Below are 15,369 nucleotides of genomic sequence, written 5' to 3'. Positions count from 1 at the left end.
TTCAGTCCTTGGTGACCCGGTTGATTTCTTCAAGGCTGGTAATGCCCTGCATGGCTTTGATCAGCCCCGACGTACGCAGGTCGTTGAAACCGTCCTTGCGCATCTGAAGGTCGATTTCCAGCGCGTTGCCTTCGGCCATGATCAAGCGCTGCAAGTCTGCGGTGTTCTTCACCACTTCATAAATCCCGACGCGCCCTTTATAGCCACCGTTGCAGTGATCGCAACCGACCGGCTCATAGATCGTGAACGTGCCGATGCGTTCCTCGGGGAAGCCTTCCTTGATCAGCGCTTCGCGGGGGATGTCGATGGGTTTTTTGCATTCGCCGCACAACTTGCGCGCCAGGCGCTGGGCGATGATCAGGCTGACCGAGGTCGCGATGTTGAAGCCCTGGATGCCCATGTTGTGCAGGCGAGTCAGGGTTTCCGCGGCGCTGTTGGTGTGCAGGGTCGACAGCACCAGGTGACCGGTCTGGGCGGCCTTGATGGCGATCTCGGCGGTTTCCAGGTCACGGATCTCGCCGACCATGATCACGTCCGGATCCTGACGCAGGAACGAGCGCAGTGCCTGGGGAAAACCCAACCCCTGCTTGGCGTTGACGTTGACCTGGTTGATGCCTTCCATGTTGATTTCCACCGGGTCTTCGGCGGTGGAAATGTTGATGTCCACGGTGTTGAGAATGTTCAGGCCGGTGTAGAGCGACACGGTCTTGCCCGAGCCGGTGGGGCCGGTCACCAGAATCATTCCTTGCGGCTGCTTCAGCGCGGCCATGTACAAATCTTTCTGTCCTGGCTCGTAGCCGAGGGCGTCGATGCCCATTTGTGCGCTCGACGGATCGAGGATCCGGATCACCACTTTCTCGCCCCACAGGGTCGGCAGGGTGTTGACCCGGAAGTCGATCGACTTGCTCTTGGACAGGCGCATCTTGATCCGCCCGTCCTGGGGTTTGCGCCGCTCGGAGATGTCGAGGCTGGCCATGACTTTCAGGCGCGCGGCGATGCGGTTGGCCAGCTGGATCGGTGGCTTGGCGACTTCACGCAGCATGCCGTCGGTGCGCATCCGCACGCGGTAGGTTTTTTCGTAGGGCTCGAAGTGCAGGTCGGACGAGCCGCTCTTGATTGCGTCGAGCAGCATCTTGTGGACGAAGCGCACCACCGGCGCGTCGTCGGCGTCCTGGCCGGCGATGGCGTCCTGGTTGCGGTCGTCGATCGACTCGATGTCGAGCCCACCGAGGTCCACATCGGCCATGTCTTCCAGGCCGGTGCTGTGACTGTCGAAGAACTTTTCGATGGCATCGCTGAGCTTGTCGTCCTCCACCAGGATGGCTTCGGTATTCAGCCCGGTGCTGAACTGGATGTCGTTGATGGCCTGATGATTGGTCGGGTCGGACACCCCGACAAACAATTTGTTGCCGCGCCGCCACAGGGGCAGGGCGTGGTGTTGGCGAACCAGCTTTTCGCTGACCAGCCCTTTGGGTTGCGACTCTTTGTCCAGGCAATGGAGGTCGAGCAACGCCATGCCGAAATGCTCCGAAGCGATCTCGGCGACCTGACGGCTTTTCACCAGTTTGTTCTGCACCAGATAACTGACCAGGGACAGTTTCTGACGCTGGGCTTGCTGATACGCCTGTTGCGCGTTTTTGTCAGTGAGCAGTTCGGCCAGGACCAATTGCTTGGCCAGGCCACTAAGGGCGATGTCATTCATGGGGATACCGGACGCAGACAGTTCATGACTTATAGCCTAGTCAACCGAAGGAGCCAAACCAGGGCTGCTGTGGTGACAAAAAGTGTCAGATAGTGCGGTTCCTGAGGGCTGGAAAGGGCTTTGCGCCGTTGTCGTGCCCCGTTAACAGGGGATTAACTGATTGGCATGGGCTGTGCTGGGGGTTATTCAGATCATGAGATTTCGACTCATGCATGGAGCTTGTCTATGAATACTCAGAAAGGTTTTACCCTTATCGAACTGCTGATCGTCGTGGCGATCATCGGGATTCTGGCGACGTTCGCGTTGCCGGCTTACTCGAAGTATCAGGCCAAAGCGAAGGTGACGGCGGGGCTGGCGGAAATCTCCGCTCTTAAACCCCCTTTTGAAGATTCGATGAATCAAGGCAAAGATATTGATAACAAGGCAGCGGCGTTTAACGCCACTACTACGAACTGTGCGATTGCTTCGACAGGTACAGGCAGTTCCGGTGCTGGGACTATTATTTGCACAATTGCCAATGCTCCGGCTCCGGTGGTTGGTAAGACTATTACGTTAACGCGCACAGCCGACACCGGTTGGGCATGTACCACCAAGGTCACTGCCGAATATGCTCCAACCGGCTGTACTGCCAACTAAAAGCCTTTTTACCTCGCTTGAAATGTGCCCCGCTTGAAAAAACGGGGCATTTTTTTTGTCATGACATAAGCAAATAAGAAAACCTCGACAATTCATGGCCTTAGGCCCACGCCAAAACCCGCAACTTGCATGTACATAAAATCAAAGTCATGCAATTTGCATGATTCCGAAAATTGGTCAATTTTGTAAGTTGTTGATATAAAACGAATTTATAGCTGTCTCAAAGTTGGCACACCGTTCGCAATATACCCAGTAACCCTGCTGACAAGACACGCAGCAGACTTTCCAGAAAAACAGGAGTTACTCGTATGAAGAAGTTCGCTATCGCTGCCGCTGCTGCTACCGCGCTGACCCTGACCATGGCCAACGCTGCTTTTGCACAGACTCAAGCCACCCAGGCTCCGATGACACTGGCTGCCGGTGAAGTGACCAAGGCCAAGGAAGCTACTTCCGATACCTGGATCACCACCAAAGTGAAAAGTGACCTGGTCACCGAGAAAGGCATTCCTGGTACCGACATCAAAGTCGAAACCAACAAAGGTGTTGTATCCCTGTCGTCCACCGTCGCGGTGACTGACGCTCAGAAAGCCACCGCCGTGGCCATCACCAAGAAAATCAAAGGCGTCAAAGCGGTCTCCGCTGACGGCCTGAAAGCCGAGTAAGGCAAGACTTCTCGCCTGGACCGGGAGAGGGCGCGGTAGACGAGCCGAGATATACGTCTGCCGCTACTTTGGAGTTCATGCGACGGCCACAAGGATGTGGCCATTACAGGCCCCGCACATTCGTGTTCGGGGCCTGTTCTATTTCGGCCCCCGCAAAACCGAACTGTAGGAGCGAGCCTGCTCGCGATGAACCTGAGCACGCCGCGTTGATTCTGGCACCCCTCGTCATCGTTGACGTCCATCGCGAGCAGGCTCGCTCCCACAGGGGGAATGGTGGCGGGTTCAGTTACCGCGCTTGCTGGTGATCTGTTTCAGGCGATTACCTTCGAACCGCAGGTATTGATACATCCCGCCGTTGGGTCCGTAGGTCCATTCCTCGACCTGGAATTCTTCGCGCCGATTGGCGCTGCGTTTGTAGCCCAACAGGTCACGGCTGACCGGCTCACCGCACTTCTGCAGCACTTCACTGGAGCGGTCGCCGACGCTGACCAGCTGACTGCCGCAGCGCAGCGTGTCAGCCGCCGAAGCCTGACTGGCTGCCATCGCCAGTGTCAGGCCGAGGAGCAATCGTCTGATCATCATTCAGCATCCAGGTGCAATGGCGTCACCACCCGGCCATCACTTTCCGCTTCGCCAAGGCTGGCGTCGACGAAGTACACACGGTCGTCGGCCAACTGCCCTTTATCCACCAGATAATCCTTGATGCTGCTGGCGCGGTCCTGGCCCAGTTGACGCAACAGCACGTCGCTGGAGCTCCAGAACTTGATCACGTCCGCGCGCATTTTCGCGGTGCGCTCTTCCTTGCCCAGGTCCTTCCATTCAGCCGGTGGCTGGGTTTTCAGGCGGGTGCGGTAGATGCCTTCCAGCAGCGCACCTTTCTCGCCTTCGGGTACTTCCAGCAGGGACGCCTGCGCCGGCACCTTGTCGCCGCGACGCTGGAGCATTTTGTAGTAGTTGTACTGATATTCCCGCTCCAGGCGTTGCTCGGCAATCAGCGGGCCGTCACTGCTTTTCGCGGCGGTGCCTTCGATCTCCAGACGCAGGGCCGGACGTTCCTTGAGGGCCTGGGACAGCTTGACCAATGAACCTTCGGCCTCTTTGCTCAGGTCGCTGGAACCCGCTGCAAACGACACCGTGCCCAAGTCCTCCGAACCCCCGCCACTGATCAGCCCGCCAATCATTTTGAACGGAGCGGCGGCAGCCTTGACGATCAGGTTGCGCAGGGTCTGCCAGACAATCGGCATGACGCTGAACTGTGGATTGTTGAGGTCGCCGGTCACCGGCAGTTCGATGGTGATCTTGCCGTCAACGTCCTTGAGCAGGGCGATGGCCAGCTTCAGCGGCAGGCTGGTGGCGTCCGGGCTGTCGACTTTTTCGCCGAGCTGCAATTGCTCGACCACCACTTTGTTCTCAGCCTTGAGCTGGCCTTTGGTGATCAGGTAATGCAGGTCGAGATTGAGCCGGCCCTTGCGGATACGGTAGCCGGCGAATTTGCCGGAGTAGGGCGTCAGCGTGGTCAGTTCGACCCGTTTGAAACTGGTGGCGATGTCGAGGCTGGCCATCGGGTCGAACGGGTTGACCGAGCCCTTGATGGTCACTGGTGCGTAGCGATCGACTTTGCCCTTGACGTCCACGGTCGCCGGTTTGGCCTGGCGGCTGTCGATGGTGCCGATCTGGCCGTTGAGCTGTTGCACGGCGGTGGCGAAGTTCGGGGTCAGGCTGAAGTCGGCGAAATTGGCCGAGCCATCATTGATCGCGATCCCGCCGATATGGATACCCAGCGGTTTGTCCTTGCTGGCCGGTTTCGCCGCAGCGGTCTTGGCGCCGGAGTCGGGCGGCTGCGGGATCAGCAGGTCATCGACGTTGGTGGTGCGGTCATCGTTGATCATGAAGCGCACGTAGGGCTGGAACAGGTTGACCTTGTCGATCGACAGGCTGTCGCCGTGCTGATAGTTCAGGCCTTCGACCACCACTTGTTGCCACTTGAGGAAGTCGCGGGTTTTCAGGGTATCGAGGGTGTGCAACTGATCGATCTGCGCGCGTCCGGTAACGGTCAGCGCCAGCGGATCGGTGCTTTTCAGGTTGACCGCCAGGTCACTGCCGAGCATGCCGCTGCGCAGTTCGAGGCGAATGAACGGGTTGATGTAGGACTGGGCGACCCGCAGGTCGATGTCCTTGGTTTGCACCTTCAATTTGGCGCTGACCGGGGCGAGGTTGACTTCGCCCTCCGCAGCGATCTTGCCTTGCTTGCCCACGCCGGTGTCGAGCTTGAGGGTGAAAGGCGAGCCATTGAGGCTGTCGAAATTTTGCAGGTCCAGGTTCAGCGGGGTCAGGTCGAGCGCCACTTCGGGTTGCGCCTTGCGATCGGCCAGATGCACCTGGTAATTGCGCAGTTGCACGTCTTTCAACAACACCTGCCACGGTTTGCTGGCGGCGACGGGCTCTTTCGGCGAGTCGGCGGCTGCGGGTGTGGCGGCGGGTTCGGCTTTGGCCTTGGCGGCTGCCTTGGATGGCTGACTGGCGAACAGTTTTTGCCAGTCGAGCTGGCCGTCGGCTTCCAGCGCTGCCCAGGTTTCCAGTTTGTTGCTGCGGATCTTGCCCACGACGACTTGCTGCTTGGCCAGGTCGATCGTGGTGTCGGTCACGTCCAGGCGTTCGAGTTTCGCCAGTGGCCGACCGTCCGGCGCCTTGATCGCAAAGGGGGCGACGCTGAGGGCGACGTTGCTCAGCAGCAGTTCGGTTTCCTTGGACAGGTTGAGCTTGTAGTCGGTGCTGAGGGTGTAGACGCCGTCTTCAAGCACCAGCGGCACCGCGTCACGCACGTAGGGCCAGAAGGCTTTCATCTTGCCGTCGGTGACTTTCAGTTTCCCCTCGGAAGCGATCGGGATCAGGCTGAAGTTACCGGTCCAGTCGATCTGCCCACCGTGCGGCCCGATGGCCACCAGCGTCATGTCGGCACTGTCTTCAGGCAGGGTGCTGAGGTTTTTCAGTTCGAAGTCGAGTTTGTCGTAGAGGAATTCGATCGGTTCGCTGGGCCGCGCGTCCATGAAGTGCACGGCGCCGCCGGCCAGTTTGATGCGTTCGATCCGCAGTGGAAACGGTTTGGCGTCCGGGTCGGCCGGGGTCGGTTCGCTGGCGGGGATCTTGAACAGGCCGAGCAGGTTGAGCTTGCCGTCCTTATCGAACAGGACTTCGGTCTTCGGCTTGTCCAGTTCGATATCAGACAGGTGCAGCGCCTTGGTCCACAGGCTGTCGAGTTGCAGGTTGGCGTACAGGCGTTCGAAGCCGACCTGTTCCTTGCCCGGCTCGCCGATATTCAGCCCCCAGAGGGTGACTTCCAGGCTGAACGGGTTGAGCTCGATCCGCTGAATGCTCGCGGGCGTCGTGGCGTAGTTGGCCAACTGTTGGTTGGCTACCCGCAACGCGATGCCCGGCAAAATCAGAAACCCCAGCAGGCTGTAGAGGGCCAGTGCAGTCAACAAGGCGCCGATAGCGCGAATCAATCCTTTGGGCATGTGCGGCTTCATCTGTCTGAATCGGAGTGCCTTGGAGTATGGCACGCGAATCCGGTTCCGAAGTAATCGCCCAACCGAGGATTTTTCAGATTTGTCTGACGTGAATCAGAGCTGCAGGATCAGGGTTTTCAGGGGCGGCTGTTGGTCCATGGACGGGAAATCGGCGCCCGGTTTCATCACCGTCCACTCGCGCACGGGGCGCCCGGCTTTCTCTGCACAGCGCAAAACCTGCTCGCGCCAGTCGTCCATGCTGACTTTTGCCAGGTTGTTGCAGCAGATCAGCACGCCATCGTCGGCGGTGGTCAGCAGCGCGGGCTTGAGCAGGCTTTGGTAGTCGCGCAGCAGGTCGACGGTGCCGAATGCACTCTTGGCCCAGGCCGGTGGGTCCAGCAGCACCAGATCGTATTGACGTTGTTCCAGGCGTTGATAGCTCGGCAGTTTCTGCCCGCGACGCTGGCTGATCGGCAGGCCGGCCAGTTGGCGGATCGCCGGGAAATAATCGGACTGGATGAACTGCATGGTTGGCAGTTGTGGATTGAGCAGACCGTTTTCACGACCGACCGCCAGGTTGCCCTCGGCGAAATCCAGGTTGCACACCTCGCTCGCACCGCCAGCGGCCGCGCTCAAGCCTACACCGCAGGTGTAGGCAAACAGGTTCAGCACGCTTTTGTTCTGGCTGTGATCCTTGACCCAGCCGCGGGTGTTGCGCAGGTCCAGGAACAGCAGCGGATCCTGACCGGCGTGACGGCCGCGAACCCGGTAGTTCAGGCCCCATTCGTGACCGACCAGGTCTTGCAGCGCGGCTTCGTCGGCCCGATAGACCGTGTCTTCGCGGTCAATACGCGAGTTGCCCCGGGAACGGTCGTTGTAGACCAGCAACGTGTCGAGGCCCAGGTGCTGATTGACGGCTTCGTGCAGTTGCAGCAGGTCATCGCGTTCCAGCGCCTGGTGGAAGCTCTGCACCAACAGTTGCGGGCCGTAGCGGTCGACGGTCAGGCCACCGGCGCCTTCCTGGCTGCCATGGAACAGGCGATAGCAATCGGTGCCTTGCTGATGCAGTTCGGCAAGCAGGTCCTGGCGATGTTCGAGGGCGGCGCGCAGCGCCTGATTCAAGGAAGACATGCTGGGCGCCTTGCAGGAGGGAATTGGGCGCGGGAGTTTAACAGCTTGAGTGGAACCTGTAGGAGCGAGCTTGCTCGCGATGAACGTTCAGGCAACGCATTCATCTAGACAGCCCGCGTCACCGTTAACGACCATCGCGAGCAAGCTCGCTCCTACAAATCGGGTCAGGTCAGCAATCCCATCCGCCGCTTGGCCCGATGCACCGAGCCGTTGCGTACCGCCCAGCGCAGCATCGGCGCGCTGCGGTTGACGCTGGCGCGGATCAGTTTGCGTTGCAGGGCGCTTTGGCGCACGTCGAGCATGTCGCTGGCCCAGTCCGGCAACAGGTCGATGCCGGCCTGCATCATCAGCCCACCGAACGGCTTGGCCAGACGGCTCGGGGAGGGTGCGTTCAGCAACAGTCGCAACACTTCGCGACTGCGCGCATCACACAGCAGTTGCGGGCGGATTCGTTCGAGGTAATCGGCTATTTCCTGCCGCGAACGGGGCACATCACGGGCACCGAGGCGCTCGGCAACCAGGGCGATTTCATCGTAGTAACGGTCCTGATCGGTCCCGGACAGGCCCGGATTCCGGTAGCGAAGATGCGCCGCGAGAAAGTTGCTGACTTCGGCGACGTGCACCCACGTCAGCAGGTCGGGGTCACTGGCGGCATACGGCCGGCCATCCGGCGCGGTGCCGGTGACTTGCAGGTGGATGGTGCGGACTTTCTCGATCAGCCAGTCGGCGTCCTGGCGTGAACCGAAAGTGGTGCCGGAAATGAACTGCCCGGTGCGACGCAGGCGGCCGAGCATGTCCTCGCGAAAATTCGAGTGATCCCAGACTCCAGCGAGCGCCAAGGGATGCAAGGCCTGGAGCATCAACGCGCTGATGCCGCCGATGAGCATGCTGCTGAAGTCGCCATGAACCTGCCAGCTCACCGAGTCGGGGCCGAACAGGCCGGGATCGCCCTTGGGGTTTTCCAGGTCGAGCTTGCCGAGGGACAGGCCGGTGAGGCTCATGACCTGGGTTTCGATGCGGCTGCGGATGAATTCCATGGCGACTCAATGGTGAAGATAATCGGGCGCCGTGCCTCCTGTAGGAGCGAGCCTGCTCGCGATGAACGTGAGCACACTGCGTCTCTTCAGGATGCAGGCGTTATCGTTAACGTCCATCGCGAGCAGGCTCGCTCCTACAGGGACGCGGTGTTACTGGTTCAGGCGTTTATCGACCAGGTCCTGCACCACGCTCGGGTCGGCCAGGGTCGAGGTGTCGCCCAGGCTGTCGAGCTCGTTGCAGGCGATCTTGCGCAGGATCCGCCGCATGATCTTGCCTGAACGGGTTTTCGGCAAGGCCGGGGCCCACTGGATCAGGTCCGGTTTGGCGAAACTGCCGATTTCCTTGCTGACGTGGGCCAGCAGTTCTTTCTTCAATTCGTCGTTGGGATCGGTGCCGTTCATGGGCGTGACGAAGGCGTAGATCCCCTGGCCTTTTACGTCGTGAGGGTAACCGACCACGGCGGCTTCGGCGATGCTGTCGTGCAACACCAGGGCGCTTTCCACTTCGGCGGTGCCGATGCGGTGGCCGGAGACGTTGATCACGTCATCGATGCGTCCGGTGATCCAGTAATCGCCGTCCTCATCGCGGCGTGCGCCGTCGCCGGTGAAGTAGTAACCGGGGTAGGGTTTGAAATAGGTGTCGACCATCCGTTGCGGGTCGCCGTAGACACTGCGGATCTGCGCCGGCCAGCTGGACTTGATCGCCAGCACGCCGCTGCCGGCACCTTTGATTTCCTTGCCGGTTTCATCCAGCAACACCGGTTGCACGCCGAACATCGGTTGCGTGGCGCAGCCAGGTTTGATCCGTTGCGCGCTCACCAGCGGGCTGAGCATGATGCCGCCGGTTTCGGTCTGCCACCAAGTGTCGACGATCGGGCAACGCTGTTCGCCGACGGCATTGAAGTACCAGTCCCACGCTTCCGGGTTGATCGGCTCACCAACACTGCCGAGCAGTCTGAGGCTGGCGCGGGAGGTTTCCTTCAACGGCTCCGGGCCTTCGCGCATCAGCGAACGCAGGGCGGTGGGGGCGGTGTAGAAAATGTTCACGTGGTGTTTGTCGATGACCTGCCAGAAGCGCGAGCTGGTCGGGTAGCTCGGCACGCCTTCGAAGATCAGCGTGGTCGCGCCGTTGGCCAGCGGGCCATAGACGATATAGCTGTGGCCGGTGACCCAGCCGACATCGGCGGTGCACCAGAAGACTTCGTCGTCGCGGTAGTCGAGCACGTATTTGAAGGTCATCGCCGCTTGCAGCAGGTAACCGCCGGTGGTGTGCAATACGCCCTTGGGTTTGCCGGTGCTGCCGGAGGTGTAGAGGATGAACAGCGGGTCTTCGGCGTCCATCGGCTCGGGCGGGCAATCGTCGCTGACGTCGCGCAGGGCCTGGTGATACCAGAGGTCGCGGCCTTCGACCCAGTTCACGTCACCCTGAGTGCGCTCGACCACGATCACGGTGCTGACATTCGGGCAGCTTTGCAGCGCCTTGTCGACCTTGTCCTTGAGCGGCACGAACTTGCCGCCGCGCACGCCTTCATCGGCGGTGATCACGGTGCGGCAGTCGGCGTCGAGAATCCGGTCGCGCACCGAGTCCGGGGAGAAACCGCCAAACACCACGGAATGCACGGCGCCGATGCGCGTGCAGGCGAGCATGGCGTAGGCGGCTTCAGGAATCATCGGCATGTAGATGCACACGCGGTCGCCTTTCTTCACGCCACGGCTTTTCAGCACGTTGGCCAGGCGGCAGACGTTGTGGTGCAGTTTTTTGTAGGTGATCTGGGCGGATTCGGCGGGGTCGTCGCCTTCCCAGATAATGGCGATCTGATCGCCGCGTTTTTCCAGGTGCCGGTCAATGCAGTTGTAACTGACGTTCAACTTGCCGCCGGCGAACCAGCTGGCTTCACCGGTTTTCAGGTCGTAGCGCTGGACCGTATCCCAGGGCGTGCTCCAGTCGAGAAAGCGCTTGGCCTGCTCGGCCCAGAACGTGCTGGGGTGCTCGACGGATTCCCGGTACAGGCGTTTGTAATCGTCTTGACTGAGGTGTGCGGCCCGGCGGACGGCATCGGCTTTGGGGAACGTGCTGATATCGAACATGACGGTTCCTTATTCTTGTTTTGGCGACAAGAGGGGAGCAACGCGACCCTCGTAGGAGCCGGCTTGCTGGCGATGGCGGCGTATCAGTCAACAAATTCGTCAACTGACACACCGCCATCGTCGGAACGCCGCCCGCAGCAAGCCGGCTCCTACAAGGGTAGTACTCCCGCAGGAATGGCGTCAGATCAACCGCGGTGACGACCGCGGAAGTAGTTGATCAACCCTTGGGTGGACGCATCGTCCGCCGGGGTTTCTTCGCTGCCGACCAGGCGGTTGTAGACGCCTTTGCCCAGCTCCTTGCCCAGTTCCACGCCCCACTGGTCGAAGGCGTTGATGCCCCAGACCACGCTTTGCACGAAGACCTTGTGTTCGTACATCGCCACCAGTGCGCCTAGACGACGCGGGCTGATGCGCTCGACCACCAGGGTGTTGCTCGGGCGGTTGCCCGGGATCACCTTGTGCGGCGCGAGTTTCTGCACATCCGCTTCGGCCATGCCCTTCTCACGCAGCTCGGCTTCAGCCTCGGCGCGGGTCTTGCCGAGCATCAGCGCCTGGCTCTGCGACAGGCAGTTGGCGTACAGCCACTGGTGGTGGTCGGAGACCGGGTTGAAGCTGACGATCGGCACGATGAAGTCGGCCGGGATCAGTTGGGTGCCCTGGTGCAGCAGCTGGTGATACGCGTGCTGACCGTTGCAACCGACGCCACCCCAGATCACCGGGCCGGTATCGGTGGACACTGGCGTACCGTCCTGGCGCACGCTCTTGCCGTTGGATTCCATGTCCAGCTGTTGCAAGTGCTTGGTGATGTTACGCAGGTAGTGGTCGTACGGCAGGATCGCGTGGCTTTGCGCGCCCCAGAAGTTGCCGTACCACACGCCGAGCAAGGCCAGCAGCACCGGCATGTTCTGTTCGAACGGCGCGCTCTGGAAATGCTGGTCCATGGTGTAGGCACCGGACAGCAGTTCCTTGAAGTTGGACATGCCGATGGCCAGGGCAATCGGCAGGCCGATAGCCGACCACAGCGAGTAACGGCCGCCCACCCAGTCCCACATAGGGAAGATGTTTTCTTCGCGAATCCCGAAGGCCACCGCTGCCGCATTGTTGCTGGAAACGGCGATGAAGTGGCGATAGAGCTCGGCTTCGGAGCCGCCCTGGGCCAGGTACCAGGCGCGTGCGGCCTGGGCGTTCTTCAGGGTTTCGAGGGTGTTGAAGGATTTCGACGAGACGATGAACAGCGTGGTCTCGGCGCGCAATTTCATGGTCAGCTCGTGGAACTCGCTGCCGTCGATGTTCGCCAGGTAATGGCAACGCACGCCTTTCTGGGCGTAGGACAGCAGGGCTTCGGACACCAGTTCCGGGCCGAGGAACGAACCGCCGATGCCGATGTTCACCACGTCGGTGATCGGCTTCTCGGTGTAACCGCGCCACAGACCGTCGTGGATACGGCCCACGAGGTCGGTGATCTGGTTCAGCACCTTGTGCACTTCCGGCATCACGTTGACGCCATTGACCGAGAGCTTCTCACCCACCGGGCGGCGCAGCGCGGTGTGCAGGGCCGGACGACCTTCGGAAGAGTTGACGATCTCGCCGTCGAACAGCGCCTTGATGGCGCCCTGCAGATCCACTTCCTTGGCCAGGCCGACCAGCAGGTCGCGGGTCTCGGCGTTGATCAGGTTCTTCGAGTAGTCGAGAAACAGGCCGCAACTGCTGAGGGTGAACTGGGTAAAACGCTGCGGGTCGGCATTGAACGCTTCGCGCATGCTGAAATCCTGCATGGCTTGGCGGTGGTCATTCAGCGCTTGCCAGGCGAGCAGGGCTGTCACGTCGTGAGGAGTGCGGTAGTACGCCATCGCTGCGGGTTTCCTTTTTACTTGAACGGCCTTTTGAACACTAAAAATCCCGGAGCGCTGCGGGTGGGCGTCCGGTCAACTGCGTCGACACGATTTCATGGCACAGGGCGAATACAGTAAACCTCGCGCTGCGATCTGTCTTGACTTTGTCTGACCCGTTCCCGGTACTTTTTTATACATAAAGCAGGGAACGGTCCGACAAACGGAAGAACCGCTTGATCAGGCGACCTGAACCGGAATGGCATTGCTGGTATGGCTCAACTCGTTACCCGGCGCCATGTAGAGCATGCGCGGCTTGAAGTTGAGCAGCTCGGCTTCGCTATAGTGGGCGTAAGCGCAGATGATCACGCGGTCACCGACCTTGGCCTTGTGCGCGGCGGCACCGTTGACCGAGATCATCCGCGAGCCGGCTTCGCCGCGAATCGCGTAAGTGGTGAAGCGCTCGCCGTTGTCGACGTTGTAGATCTGGATCTGTTCGTATTCACGGATGCCGGACAGGTCCAGCCAATCGCCGTCGATGGCGCAGGAACCTTCGTAATCGAGAACAGCGTGGGTGACTTCGGCGCGATGCAGCTTGGCCTTGAGCATGATGGCGTGCATGAGTGTTTCCCAGGTCGGAATCGAACGCCGGGCAGTTTGCCCGAAGCCAATGTGGGCAGCAATACAGCGGGCGCGGGTAATGCACACCCTGTAGGAGCCAGCTTGCTGGCGATGGCGTCTTCACTATCGCCATCGCCAGCAAACTGGCTCCTACATTTTGGGTTGTGGTGTTCAGGCGGGGGTATCGAGGTTCAGGTGCAGGTTGTCGATCAACCGCGTGGTCCCGAGAAACGCCGCCACCAGGATCACCAGGTCCCGATCGTCCGACGTCGCCGGACGCAACGTCAGCGCATGGCGGATTTCCAGGTAGTCGGTGCGCAAGCCCGCCGCTTCAAGCTGCTTGATCTGCGCGTCGATCAGCGCCGGGAAATCGCGCTCGCCTTGCTTGATGGCGTCGGCGATCGACGACAGCGTGCGATACACCACCGGCGCCACGGACCGTTGTTCTTCGCTGAGAAAGCCGTTGCGCGACGACAGCGCCAGGCCATCCGCGGCACGGACCGTCGGCTCGCCGATGATCTGGATCGGCATGTTCAGGTCATGCACCAGCGCGCGAATCACCGCCAGTTGCTGGAAGTCTTTCTGGCCGAAAATCGCCAGGTCCGGCTGGACCATGTTGAACAGCTTGCTGACCACCGTCGCCACACCTTCGAAATGCCCCGGACGGCTGGCACCGCACAGGCCTTCGGACAGTTGCGGAACACTGACGCGGGTCTGACCGGTCATGCCATCGGGGTACATTTCTTCAACGGTGGGCGCGAACAACAGGTGGCAACCGGCCTCGAGCAGTTGTTCCTGGTCGGCCGCGAGGGTGCGCGGGTATTTGTCGAGGTCTTCGCCTGCGCCGAATTGCAGCGGGTTGACGAAGATGCTCGCGACCACGAAGTCCGCCCGTTGTGAGGCCTTGGTGATCAGCGCGATATGCCCGCTGTGCAGGTTGCCCATGGTCGGCACGAAGGCAATGCGCTTGCCTTCGCTGCGGGCACGGGCCACGGCGGCCCGCAGTTCGCGTACGGTTTTTACGGTGTTCATGCAGAGAATCCGTGTTCGATACCTGGGAAAGTCGCCGCTTTGACTTCAGAGACGTAAGTGCTCAGTGCGGCGTGGATGCTGGTCTGGCCGTTCATGAAGTTTTTCACGAACTTAGGCACGCGACCGGTGATCGACAGGCCGAGCATGTCGTGCAGCACCAATACCTGGCCGTCAGTGCCGCTGCCGGCGCCGATGCCGATCACGGGAATCTTCACGGCCTGGGTGATTTCTTCGGCCAGCTCGCTCGGTACGCATTCCAGCAGCAGCATCGCCGCGCCGGCCTGTTCGAGGGAGATCGCGTCGGCACGCATCTGACGCGCCTGGTTTTCGTTACGGCCCTGCACTTTGTAGCCGCCCAGAATATTCACCGACTGCGGCGTCAGGCCCAGGTGCGCGCACACCGGGATACCCCGTTCGGCCAGCAGCCGGATCGAGTCCGCCAGCCACAAGGCGCCTTCGACCTTGACCATGTGCGCACCGGCCTGCATCAGCAGGGCGCTGTTGGCCATGGTTTGCTCAAGGGTGGCGTAGGCCATGAAGGGCAGGTCGGCGAGGATCAACGCGTCGGTGTTACCGCGTTTGACGGCTGCGACGTGGTAAGCCATCTCGGCCGTGGTCACCGGCAGGGTGCTGTCGTGACCCTGCAACACCATGCCGAGGGAGTCGCCCACCAGCAGCACTTCGACGCCAGCCTGGTTGCAGGCGTGGGCGAAGGTTGCGTCATAGCAGGTCAGCATGGTGATTTTTTCACCTTTTTGCTTGAGACCTTGCAGCGTGGTCAGGGTGATGGCTGGCATGAAAAGTTCCTCATTCAGGCGCTGTGGAAACTACTGCGAGTAACGCGCGTGATTCTTCGTTAAATACAGGCGCACGCTCTGTTGTCGTGCTTTTAAGGCCTGGATTGCGCCCTTAAGCGCCGTGTTGGCGGCAGCGGGACGCCTATAGTCGTGAGGAGAACTCGGGAAGTCAATTGCGTGTGTTACCGCGTTGTTACGCGTGGGGTGTTACCGGCGTAACTGATGCGATTCAGCAGCCGTAGAACCTGTGCACAACACAAAACCCTGTGGGAGCGAGCCTGCTCGCGATAGCGGTTTAACATTCACCAGTGGTGTTGAATGTCAGTAC

Annotated in this window: 12 protein-coding genes; 2 read left to right on the top strand and 10 right to left on the bottom strand. The window is 60.6% G+C overall.

Translation table 11 applies throughout. The features are described 5' to 3' along the window. Position 1 precedes the first annotated feature (1 nt). Positions 2-1,702, bottom strand: coding sequence for a type IV-A pilus assembly ATPase PilB (pilB, locus tag ACF6ZU_RS08195; RefSeq protein ID WP_392891431.1), 1,701 nt, complete (start codon positions 1,700-1,702; stop codon positions 2-4). Positions 1,703-1,927: 225 nt separating this feature from the next. Between pilB and ACF6ZU_RS08190 the strand changes: the two genes are divergently transcribed. Beyond that, on the top strand, positions 1,928-2,338 hold the full coding sequence (locus ACF6ZU_RS08190) for a pilin (protein ID WP_392891429.1): 411 nt from the start codon (positions 1,928-1,930) through the stop codon (positions 2,336-2,338). Positions 2,339-2,646: 308 nt separating this feature from the next. Further along, entirely contained in the window at positions 2,647-3,000 is a 354-nt protein-coding gene (locus ACF6ZU_RS08185; protein WP_392891427.1) for a BON domain-containing protein, read from the top strand. A 282-nt stretch (positions 3,001-3,282) separates the two neighbouring features. Here ACF6ZU_RS08185 and ACF6ZU_RS08180 read toward each other — a convergent pair whose 3' ends face one another. The 9 genes from ACF6ZU_RS08180 to panB all read right to left on the bottom strand — a co-directional run bounded on the left by ACF6ZU_RS08180 (position 3,283) and on the right by panB (position 15,041). After that, entirely contained in the window at positions 3,283-3,579 is a 297-nt protein-coding gene (locus ACF6ZU_RS08180; RefSeq protein WP_392893747.1) for a DUF2845 domain-containing protein, read from the bottom strand. Then, positions 3,579-6,527: a DUF748 domain-containing protein gene (locus tag ACF6ZU_RS08175; RefSeq protein WP_392891425.1), complete on the bottom strand. Its 2,949-nt coding sequence runs from the start codon at positions 6,525-6,527 to the stop codon at positions 3,579-3,581. The genes ACF6ZU_RS08180 and ACF6ZU_RS08175 overlap by 1 nt, the downstream gene beginning before the upstream one ends. A 93-nt stretch (positions 6,528-6,620) precedes the next feature. Beyond that, the gene (locus tag ACF6ZU_RS08170) at positions 6,621-7,637 is read right to left on the bottom strand and encodes a class I SAM-dependent rRNA methyltransferase (RefSeq protein WP_392891423.1); all 1,017 of its coding nucleotides are present in this window, start codon (positions 7,635-7,637) and stop codon (positions 6,621-6,623) included. Positions 7,638-7,801: 164 nt separating this feature from the next. Continuing rightward, complete coding sequence (locus ACF6ZU_RS08165; RefSeq protein ID WP_392891421.1) at positions 7,802-8,674, bottom strand: oxygenase MpaB family protein; 873 nt, start codon at positions 8,672-8,674, stop codon at positions 7,802-7,804. A 150-nt stretch (positions 8,675-8,824) separates the two neighbouring features. Beyond that, positions 8,825-10,762: an acetate--CoA ligase gene (gene acs / locus ACF6ZU_RS08160; protein ID WP_392891419.1), complete on the bottom strand. Its 1,938-nt coding sequence runs from the start codon at positions 10,760-10,762 to the stop codon at positions 8,825-8,827. A gap of 185 nt (positions 10,763-10,947) precedes the next feature. Beyond that, positions 10,948-12,612 (bottom strand): glucose-6-phosphate isomerase, encoded by a 1,665-nt coding sequence (gene pgi, locus ACF6ZU_RS08155; RefSeq protein WP_392891418.1) that lies wholly within the window; start codon positions 12,610-12,612, stop codon positions 10,948-10,950. 219 nt (positions 12,613-12,831) lie between these two features. After that, a complete protein-coding gene (gene panD, locus ACF6ZU_RS08150; protein WP_253432033.1) occupies positions 12,832-13,212 on the bottom strand; it encodes an aspartate 1-decarboxylase in 381 nt (126 codons plus the stop codon). Between the two features lie 171 nt (positions 13,213-13,383). Next, positions 13,384-14,244: a pantoate--beta-alanine ligase gene (panC, locus tag ACF6ZU_RS08145; RefSeq protein ID WP_392891415.1), complete on the bottom strand. Its 861-nt coding sequence runs from the start codon at positions 14,242-14,244 to the stop codon at positions 13,384-13,386. After that, positions 14,241-15,041 (bottom strand): 3-methyl-2-oxobutanoate hydroxymethyltransferase, encoded by an 801-nt coding sequence (panB, locus tag ACF6ZU_RS08140; protein ID WP_392891414.1) that lies wholly within the window; start codon positions 15,039-15,041, stop codon positions 14,241-14,243. Before panB ends, panC begins: the two co-directional genes overlap by 4 nt. Positions 15,042-15,369: the final 328 nt, after the last annotated feature.

Source organism: Pseudomonas migulae (assembly GCF_043225285.1).
Classification (GTDB): Bacteria; Pseudomonadota; Gammaproteobacteria; order Pseudomonadales; family Pseudomonadaceae; genus Aquipseudomonas; species Aquipseudomonas migulae_C.
This window is presented reverse-complemented; position numbering and strand designations above follow the sequence as displayed.

Excerpts from the sequence above, each read along its gene's own strand:
- pilB (WP_392891431.1), bottom strand. The coding sequence starts at position 1,702 with ATGAATGACATCGCCCTTAGTGGCCTGGCCAAGCAATTGGTCCTGGCC.
- ACF6ZU_RS08190 (WP_392891429.1), top strand. The coding sequence starts at position 1,928 with ATGAATACTCAGAAAGGTTTTACCCTTATCGAACTGCTGATCGTCGTG.
- ACF6ZU_RS08185 (WP_392891427.1), top strand. The coding sequence starts at position 2,647 with ATGAAGAAGTTCGCTATCGCTGCCGCTGCTGCTACCGCGCTGACCCTG.
- ACF6ZU_RS08180 (WP_392893747.1), bottom strand. The coding sequence starts at position 3,579 with ATGATCAGACGATTGCTCCTCGGCCTGACACTGGCGATGGCAGCCAGT.
- ACF6ZU_RS08175 (WP_392891425.1), bottom strand. The coding sequence starts at position 6,527 with ATGAAGCCGCACATGCCCAAAGGATTGATTCGCGCTATCGGCGCCTTG.
- ACF6ZU_RS08170 (WP_392891423.1), bottom strand. The coding sequence starts at position 7,637 with ATGTCTTCCTTGAATCAGGCGCTGCGCGCCGCCCTCGAACATCGCCAG.
- ACF6ZU_RS08165 (WP_392891421.1), bottom strand. The coding sequence starts at position 8,674 with ATGGAATTCATCCGCAGCCGCATCGAAACCCAGGTCATGAGCCTCACC.
- acs (WP_392891419.1), bottom strand. The coding sequence starts at position 10,762 with ATGTTCGATATCAGCACGTTCCCCAAAGCCGATGCCGTCCGCCGGGCC.
- pgi (WP_392891418.1), bottom strand. The coding sequence starts at position 12,612 with ATGGCGTACTACCGCACTCCTCACGACGTGACAGCCCTGCTCGCCTGG.
- panD (WP_253432033.1), bottom strand. The coding sequence starts at position 13,212 with ATGCACGCCATCATGCTCAAGGCCAAGCTGCATCGCGCCGAAGTCACC.
- panC (WP_392891415.1), bottom strand. The coding sequence starts at position 14,244 with ATGAACACCGTAAAAACCGTACGCGAACTGCGGGCCGCCGTGGCCCGT.
- panB (WP_392891414.1), bottom strand. The coding sequence starts at position 15,041 with ATGCCAGCCATCACCCTGACCACGCTGCAAGGTCTCAAGCAAAAAGGT.